At 64.1% G+C, this 1,950-nt stretch carries 4 protein-coding genes; all 4 read left to right on the top strand.

What is annotated here, in order from left to right:
• The first annotated feature begins 158 nt into the window (after positions 1-158).
• From ureA to HGO40_RS30400, 4 genes are read left to right on the top strand one after another with little or no spacing between them, the layout of a single operon-like run.
• Positions 159-461: an urease subunit gamma gene (gene ureA / locus HGO40_RS30415; protein ID WP_003186301.1), complete on the top strand. Its 303-nt coding sequence runs from the start codon at positions 159-161 to the stop codon at positions 459-461.
• A 9-nt stretch (positions 462-470) separates the two neighbouring features.
• Entirely contained in the window at positions 471-1,004 is a 534-nt protein-coding gene (locus tag HGO40_RS30410) for a GNAT family N-acetyltransferase (protein ID WP_250966052.1), read from the top strand.
• A 5-nt stretch (positions 1,005-1,009) separates the two neighbouring features.
• Positions 1,010-1,543 (top strand): GNAT family N-acetyltransferase, encoded by a 534-nt coding sequence (locus tag HGO40_RS30405; RefSeq protein WP_039593491.1) that lies wholly within the window; start codon positions 1,010-1,012, stop codon positions 1,541-1,543.
• Positions 1,540-1,848, top strand: a complete 309-nt coding sequence (locus HGO40_RS30400) for an urease subunit beta (RefSeq protein ID WP_250966051.1) — start codon at positions 1,540-1,542, stop codon at positions 1,846-1,848. Before HGO40_RS30405 ends, HGO40_RS30400 begins: the two co-directional genes overlap by 4 nt.
• Positions 1,849-1,950: the final 102 nt, after the last annotated feature.

The raw sequence follows: 1,950 nt of genomic DNA, 5'->3' as shown, positions 1-1,950 counted from the left end.
CTACATTTTCCTATTCTTCGGCTGCGTCAGATGTGTATTTGAGAGAGGTATCAGCCAACGGTTATGTTGAATGTTCGATTGCTATCGCGAGCAAGCTCGCTCCCACAAGGGATCGGTGTTTACTGCGAAAAAAATTATCTGCCCCTTATGGACTGCACATGGACCTGACCCCACGCGAAAAAGACAAGATGCTGATCTTCACCGCCGGCCTCGTCGCCGAACGGCGGTTGGCCCGAGGCTTGAAGCTCAACTACCCGGAAGCCATGGCCTACATTTCCGCCGCGCTGCTGGAAGGCGCCCGCGACGGCCAGACCGTGGCCGAGCTGATGCATTACGGCACCACGCTGCTGAGTCGCGAGCAGGTGATGGAAGGTATCCCGGAGATGATCCCGGAGATTCAGGTCGAAGCGACGTTTCCCGACGGCACCAAACTGGTCACCGTCCACCAGCCCATCGCCTGAGGCCACGCCATGACTGCCCATGTTCGTGACGCCCAACCCGCCGACTTGCCGGCGATCCGCGACATCTACAACGACGCCGTGCTCAACACCACGGCGATCTGGAACGAACAGCCCGTGGACCTGGGCAATCGCCAGGCCTGGTTCAGCGCCCGACAAACCCAGGGTTACCCGGTGTTGGTGGCCGTCGACGCCGAGGACAACGTGCTCGGCTACGCTTCCTTCGGCGACTGGCGGCCGTTCGATGGTTTCCGCCATACGGTGGAGCATTCGGTGTACGTCTGCCGCGACCAGCGTGGCAAGGGCCTTGGCCCGCTGCTGATGAGCGCACTGATCGAACGCGCCAGGGCCTGCGACAAGCACGTCATGGTGGCCGCCATCGAAAGCGGCAACGCGGCCTCGATTCGCCTGCATGAGCGGATCGGTTTCGTCACCACCGGGCAGATGCCCCAGGTGGGCACCAAGTTCGGCCGTTGGCTGGACCTGACGTTCATGCAGTTGGTCCTCAACCCCGGGGCGCCACCGCCCGCCATCGACAAGGAGTGATACCGATGAACGCCGCCCAGTTGCGTCGAGTCCATGCTGAAAGCTTTGCCCATTATCGCCAGGGCCTGATCGATCTGTTGCTCGACGCCGTCGGCTACGGCGCCAGCGTGGGGTTCATGGCTGATCTCGACGCCGTCCAGGCCCGTGCCTATTTCGACGAGGTCCAGACCAGCCTCAACCAAGGTCATCTGTTGCTGTGGGTGGTGGTCAAGGATGAACAGGTGCAGGCCAGCGTCCAGCTTGCCCTGTGCCAGAAGCCCAACGGCCGCAACCGCGCCGAGGTGCAAAAGCTGCTGGTGCGCGGCGAGGCGCGCCGCCGGGGGCTGGGCCAGCAATTGATGAGCGCCCTTGAACTCGGTGCCCGCCAGCACAAGCGCGGCCTGTTGTACCTCGACACCGAGGCCGGCTCCGAGGCCGAGGCGTTCTACCGCGCCATGGGCTACACCCGCGTCGGCGAACTGCCCGACTACTGCCAGAGCCCGGACGGGACCTACACCCCGACCGCCATCTACTACAAGATTTTGGGGCAACCGCAATGATTCCCGGGCAATACCAGGTCCAGCCCGGCGACATCGAACTCAACGTCGGCCGTCGCACGCTCACGCTGAACGTCGCCAACAGCGGCGACCGGCCGATCCAGGTCGGCTCGCACTATCACTTTTTCGAGACCAATGACGCCCTGGCCTTCGACCGCGCTGCCAGCCGTGGCATGCGCCTGAACATCCCGGCCGGCACCGCGGTGCGCTTCGACCCGGGCCAGAGCCGGGAGGTGGAGCTCGTCGAACTGGCCGGGCATCGGCGGGTGGTCGGGCTTGCCGGGCGGGTCATGGGCGACCTGGACTGAAGAGCGCCTTTGTGGCGGGGGGGGGGATATGGCTGTCAGTGCGGAGCAGCCCCGCCAACGAAAAGCAGCGGCGCGCAGACAGCCCTGCTGAAGAGCTACAAC

It is taken from the genome of Pseudomonas sp. CG7 (genome assembly GCF_023701885.1).
In the GTDB taxonomy this organism is placed as follows: Bacteria; Pseudomonadota; Gammaproteobacteria; order Pseudomonadales; family Pseudomonadaceae; genus Aquipseudomonas; species Aquipseudomonas zanjanensis.
This window is presented reverse-complemented; position numbering and strand designations above follow the sequence as displayed.

Coding starts and splice junctions, on each gene's coding strand:
- HGO40_RS30410 (WP_250966052.1), top strand. CDS start 471: ATGACTGCCCATGTTCGTGACGCCCAACCCGCCGACTTGCCGGCGATC.
- ureA (WP_003186301.1), top strand. CDS start 159: ATGGACCTGACCCCACGCGAAAAAGACAAGATGCTGATCTTCACCGCC.
- HGO40_RS30400 (WP_250966051.1), top strand. CDS start 1,540: ATGATTCCCGGGCAATACCAGGTCCAGCCCGGCGACATCGAACTCAAC.
- HGO40_RS30405 (WP_039593491.1), top strand. CDS start 1,010: ATGAACGCCGCCCAGTTGCGTCGAGTCCATGCTGAAAGCTTTGCCCAT.